We start from the raw sequence: 4,158 nt of genomic DNA on the forward strand, positions 1-4,158 counted from the left end.
CACGCCCGCCCACATCAAATCTTCCCTGCTCGGGTGAGCCTGCAACTGCCGATTGGCGATGGTCAGCTGGCGCTGGCACCTGGCAGGGGATTCGGCTTGGCGAACATCGCGTCGATGGCGGTGCCCGCAAGGTGCTGGTGACCCTGCAGGTGAATAAGCAGGCTGCAACCAGCTGAAAGATGACGATAAGAGGGATGGCATTGAGCCATCCCTCTTTTGTTTTTACGGTTTCGCTATCCGCTTGCAAGTGGCACGGCGCTCTGCGTGGCTCAGCCGACCTTGAAGGGGGTCAGTTCGGCCAGCGGGGCTGCGTCCATAAAGGCTTGCGGCTCCTGACCGTGTTTGAAGATCTTAAGTTGCTTGTGCGTCCAGTACCGAAGATGCTCGCTGCCGTTTTCTCCGGTGATTTGCAGCAGGCTCGCTTCACGCAGGGCCACCACGTGCTCGCTCGGGTTGATGGCGCAGAACTCCGCCAGACGCTCGTCGCGGGTCTCGCCCATAAGGTTAAGACTACTTTCTGCCTTTGCGAGAACAGCACCTGCCATCAGATTGTGTTTGTTAGTCGCTTTTTTTTTTTGGAATTTTTTTTTTGGAATTTTTTTTTTGCGCTAACAACCTCCTGCCGTTTTGCCCGTGCATATCGGTCACGAACAAATCTGATTACTAAACACAGTAGCCTGGATTTGTTCTATCAGTAATCGACCTTATTCCTAATTAAATAGAGCAAATCCCCTTATTGGGGGTAAGACATGAAGATGCCAGAAAAACATGACCTGTTGGCCGCCATTCTCGCGGCAAAGGAACAAGGCATCGGGGCAATCCTTGCGTTTGCAATGGCGTACCTTCGCGGCAGATATAATGGCGGTGCGTTTACAAAAACAGTAATCGACGCAACGATGTGCGCCATTATCGCCTAGTTCATTCGTGACCTTCTCGACTTCGCCGGACTAAGTAGCAATCTCGCTTATATAACGAGCGTGTTTATCGGCTACATCGGTACTGACTCGATTGGTTCGCTTATCAAACGCTTCGCTGCTAAAAAAGCCGGAGTAGAAGATGGTAGAAATCAATAATCAACGTAAGGCGTTCCTCGATATGCTGGCGTGGTCGGAGGGAACTGATAACGGACGTCAGAAAACCAGAAATCATGGTTATGACGTCATTGTAGGCGGAGAGCTATTTACTGATTACTCCGATCACCCTCGCAAACTTGTCACGCTAAACCCAAAACTCAAATCAACAGGCGCCGGACGCTACCAGCTTCTTTCCCGTTGGTGGGATGCCTACCGCAAGCAGCTTGGCCTGAAAGACTTCTCTCCGAAAAGTCAGGACGCTGTGGCATTGCAGCAGATTAAGGAGCGTGGCGCTTTACCTATGATTGATCGTGGTGATATCCGTCAGGCAATCGACCGTTGCAGCAATATCTGGGCTTCACTGCCGGGCGCTGGTTATGGTCAGTTCGAGCATAAGGCTGACAGCCTGATTGCAAAATTCAAAGAAGCGGGCGGAACGGTCAGAGAGATTGATGTATGAGCAGAGTCACCGCGATTATCTCCGCTCTGGTTATCTGCATCATCGTCTGCCTGTCATGGGCTGTTAATCATTACCGTGATAACGCCATTACCTACAAAGCCCAGCGCGACAAAAATGCCAGAGAACTGAAGCTGGCGAACGCGGCAATTACTGACATGCAGATGCGTCAGCGTGATGTTGCTGCGCTCGATGCAAAATACACGAAGGAGTTAGCTGATGCTAAAGCTGAAAATGATGCTCTGCGTGATGATGTTGCCGCTGGTCGTCGTCGGTTGCACATCAAAGCAGTCTGTCAGTCAGTGCGTGAAGCCACCACCGCCTCCGGCGTGGATAATGCAGCCTCCCCCCGACTGGCAGACACCGCTGAACGGGATTATTTCACCCTCAGAGAGAGGCTGATCACTATGCAAAAACAACTGGAAGGAACCCAGAAGTATATTAATGAGCAGTGCAGATAGAGTTGCCCATATCGATGGGCAACTCATGCAATTATTGTGAGCAATACACACGCGCTTCCAGCGGAGTATAAATGCCTAAAGTAATAAAACCGAGCAATCCATTTACGAATGTTTGCTGGGTTTCTGTTTTAACAACATTTTCTGCGCCGCCACAAATTTTGGCTGCATCGACAGTTTTCTTCTGCCCAATTCCAGAAACGAAGAAATGATGGGTGATGGTTTCCTTTGGTGCTACTGCTGCCGGTTTGTTTTGAACAGTAAACGTCTGTTGAGCACATCCTGTAATAAGCAGGGCCAGCGCAGTAGCGAGTAGCATTTTTTTCATGGTGTTATTCCCGATGCTTTTTGAAGTTCGCAGAATCGTATGTGTAGAAAATTAAACAAACCCTAAACAATGAGTTGAAATTTCATATTGTTAATATTTATTAATGTATGTCAGGTGCGATGAATCGTCATTGTATTCCCGGATTAACTATGTCCACAGCCCTGACGGGGAACTTCTCTGCGGGAGTGTCCGGGAATAATTAAAACGATGCACACAGGGTTTAGCGCGTACACGTATTGCATTATGCCAACGCCCCGGTGCTGACACGGAAGAAACCGGACGTTATGATTTAGCGTGGAAAGATTTGTGTAGTGTTCTGAATGCTCTCAGTAAATAGTAATGAATTATCAAAGGTATAGTAATATCTTTTATGTTCATGGATATTTGTAACCCATCGGAAAACTCCTGCTTTAGCAAGATTTTCCCTGTATTGCTGAAATGTGATTTCTCTTGATTTCAACCTATCATAGGACGTTTCTATAAGATGCGTGTTTCTTGAGAATTTAACATTTACAACCTTTTTAAGTCCTTTTATTAACACGGTGTTATCGTTTTCTAACACGATGTGAATATTATCTGTGGCTAGATAGTAAATATAATGTGAGACGTTGTGACGTTTTAGTTCAGAATAAAACAATTCACAGTCTAAATCTTTTCGCACTTGATCGAATATTTCTTTAAAAATGGCAACCTGAGCCATTGGTAAAACCTTCCATGTGATACGAGGGCGCGTAGTTTGCATTATCGTTTTTATCGTTTCAATCTGGTCTGACCTCCTTGTGTTTTGTTGATGATTTATGTCAAATATTAGGAATGTTTTCACTTAATAGTATTGGTTGCGTAACAAAGTGCGGTCCTGCTGGCATTCTGGAGGGAAATACAACCGACAGATGTATGTAAGGCCAACGTGCTCAAATCTTCATACAGAAAGATTTGAAGTAATATTTTAACCGCTAGATGAAGAGCAAGCGCATGGAGCGACAAAATGAATAAAGAACAATCTGCTGATGATCCCTCCGTGGATCTGATTCGTGTAAAAAATATGCTTAATAGCACCATTTCTATGAGTTACCCTGATGTTGTAATTGCATGTATAGAACATAAGGTGTCTCTGGAAGCATTCAGAGCAATTGAGGCAGCGTTGGTGAAGCACGATAATAATATGAAGGATTATTCCCTGGTGGTTGACTGATCACCATAACTGCTAATCATTCAAACTATTTAGTCTGTGACAGAGCCAACACGCAGTCTGTCACTGTCAGGAAAGTGGTAAAACTGCAACTCAATTACTGCAATGCCCTCGTAATTAAGTGAATTTACAATATCGTCCTGTTCGGAGGGAAGAACGCGGGATGTTCATTCTTCATCACTTTTAATTGATGTATATGCTCTCTTTTCTGACGTTAGTCTCCGACGGCAGGCTTCAATGACCCAGGCTGAGAAATTCCCGGACCCTTTTTGCTCAAGAGCGATGTTAATTTGTTCAATCATTTGGTTAGGAAAGCGGATGTTGCGGGTTGTTGTTCTGCGGGTTCTGTTCTTCGTTGACATGAGGTTGCCCCGTATTCAGTGTCGCTGATTTGTATTGTCTGAAGTTGTTTTTACGTTAAGTTGATGCAGATCAATTAATACGATACCTGCGTCATAATTGATTATTTGACGTGGTTTGATGGCCTCCACGCACGTTGTGATATGTAGATGATAATCATTATCACTTTACGGGTCCTTTCCGGTGAAAAAAAAGGTACCAAAAAAAACATCGTCGTGAGTAGTGAACCGTAAGCAGGTGCTGTTCTCGCAAAGGCAGAAAGTAGTCTTAACCTTAGCAATACGTAACTGAAC

General features: G+C 45.5%; 6 protein-coding genes and 2 pseudogenes. 4 read left to right on the forward strand and 4 right to left on the reverse strand.

Features of this window, described 5'->3' with window-relative positions:
• Nucleotides 1-269: 269 nt before the first annotated feature.
• Nucleotides 270-500: pseudogene (locus tag ACTG2J_RS00005) on the reverse strand (dipeptidase PepE); the annotation flags it as partial.
• Nucleotides 501-755: 255 nt separating this feature from the next.
• On the opposite strand from ACTG2J_RS00005, the pseudogene ACTG2J_RS00010 reads away from it, so the two are divergent.
• From ACTG2J_RS00010 to rzpD, 3 genes and pseudogenes are all read left to right on the forward strand, one after another.
• A pseudogene (locus ACTG2J_RS00010) lies at nt 756-1,073 on the forward strand (phage holin, lambda family).
• Nucleotides 1,057-1,533, forward strand: a complete 477-nt coding sequence (locus tag ACTG2J_RS00015; protein ID WP_000229403.1) for a glycoside hydrolase family 24 protein — start codon at nt 1,057-1,059, stop codon at nt 1,531-1,533. Before ACTG2J_RS00010 ends, ACTG2J_RS00015 begins: the two are co-directional and overlap by 17 nt.
• Entirely contained in the window at nt 1,530-1,991 is a 462-nt protein-coding gene (gene rzpD / locus ACTG2J_RS00020; RefSeq protein WP_000092275.1) for a prophage endopeptidase RzpD, read from the forward strand. The genes ACTG2J_RS00015 and rzpD overlap by 4 nt, the downstream gene beginning before the upstream one ends.
• 31 nt (nt 1,992-2,022) lie before the next feature.
• On the opposite strand, the gene bor is transcribed toward rzpD, so the two are convergent.
• The gene (gene bor / locus ACTG2J_RS00025) at nt 2,023-2,316 is read right to left on the reverse strand and encodes a serum resistance lipoprotein Bor (RefSeq protein ID WP_000738492.1); all 294 of its coding nucleotides are present in this window, start codon (nt 2,314-2,316) and stop codon (nt 2,023-2,025) included.
• Between the two features lie 289 nt (nt 2,317-2,605).
• Nucleotides 2,606-3,058, reverse strand: coding sequence for a DUF1398 domain-containing protein (locus tag ACTG2J_RS00030; protein ID WP_223248938.1), 453 nt, complete (start codon nt 3,056-3,058; stop codon nt 2,606-2,608).
• 243 nt (nt 3,059-3,301) lie between these two features.
• Here ACTG2J_RS00030 and ybcW point away from each other — a divergent pair, with 243 nt between their 5' ends.
• Nucleotides 3,302-3,508 carry a protein YbcW gene (gene ybcW, locus ACTG2J_RS00035; protein WP_001031427.1) on the forward strand — a complete coding sequence of 69 codons (207 nt, stop codon included), beginning with the start codon at nt 3,302-3,304 and terminating at the stop codon, nt 3,506-3,508.
• 164 nt (nt 3,509-3,672) lie between these two features.
• Here ybcW and ACTG2J_RS00040 read toward each other — a convergent pair whose 3' ends face one another.
• Nucleotides 3,673-3,867 (reverse strand): YlcI/YnfO family protein, encoded by a 195-nt coding sequence (locus ACTG2J_RS00040; RefSeq protein WP_001421937.1) that lies wholly within the window; start codon nt 3,865-3,867, stop codon nt 3,673-3,675.
• Nucleotides 3,868-4,158 lie beyond the last annotated feature (291 nt).

Origin of the sequence: Aeromonas sp. 6P, assembly GCF_051919525.1 — a bacterium.
Lineage (GTDB): Bacteria > Pseudomonadota > Gammaproteobacteria > Enterobacterales > Aeromonadaceae > Aeromonas > Aeromonas veronii.